The organism is Oleiphilus sp. HI0132, from assembly GCF_001635845.1.
Map to the genome: position 1 here is coordinate 1 of NZ_LWGJ01000760.1, position 1,110 is coordinate 1,110.

Consider the following 1,110-nt stretch of genomic DNA (forward strand, 5'->3'; position numbering starts at 1 on the left):
GAACGTCTGATCAGATAACCGTTAAAGACTGGTATGAGTCACCGGAACGAAAAGTAGTAGTGTATTTCGATGATTTGGATATCACACATTCAATCGATCATATTGAGTCATTAGCGACTGACGAGAGTAGTTCGAGCAATAGCGAACCTACCGCTCTAGCGGATACAGCAAACACCGAGGAAGATACTTCCATTATCATTGATGTGTTAGCCAATGACAGCGATATCGATGGTGATAGTCTGAGCATTAGCTCTGCTTCAGCCTCGTATGGTTCGGTTCTCATCAATGGTGATGGAACGCTGAACTACACACCTAATGTAGATTTCAACGGTTTAGATAGCATCAGCTATGAAGTCTCAGATGGTAACGGTAGCACCGCGGCCTCATCGGTATTCGTCACGGTTAACCCCGAAAACGATGCGCCTGTTGCTGTATTCGATACGGCTGCAACGCAGGAAGATACGTCAGTCACGATTGATGTGTTAGCGAATGACAGCGATATCGATGGTGATAGTTTGAGCATTAGCTCTGCNTCAGCGTCAAATGGTGCTGTTGTNATNAATGGNGATGGAACGCTGAACTANACACCTAATGCAGATTTCAACGGCTTAGATAGCATTAGCTATGAAATCTCAGACGGTAACGGTGGCACGGGGGCCTCGTCGGTATCCGTCACGGTTAACCCCGAAAATGATGTACCAGTTGCTGTAGTCGATACCGCTGTAACGCAGGAAGATGCTTCTGTCACCATTGATGTGTTAGCGAATGATGGCGATATCGACGGAGATAGTTTGAGCATTAGCTCAGCATCAGCGTCAAACGGTGCAGTTGCGATAAATGGCGATGGCACACTAAGTTATGCGCCAAATTCAGACTTTAATGGTCTTGATAGCATTAGCTATGAGGTCTCAGACGGTAACGGTGGCACGGCGACCTCATCGGTATCCGTCACGGTCAACCCTGAAAATGATGCGCCGGTATCAATATCTGATACAGCTGTTACTGATGAAGATACGGCAGTTGTTATCGATGTTCTTGTGAACGATAGTGATATTGATGGTGATAGTTTATCTGTTGTGGCTGCTGCGGCGATTAGCGGTGTCGTAGCTA

1 protein-coding gene is annotated in these 1,110 nt (G+C 46.4%); it reads left to right on the forward strand.

Annotated elements, in window-relative coordinates:
• Window positions 1–1,110 (forward strand): cadherin-like domain-containing protein (locus A3766_RS08995; protein WP_156508806.1); only part of this gene is annotated, 1,110 nt, incomplete at both ends.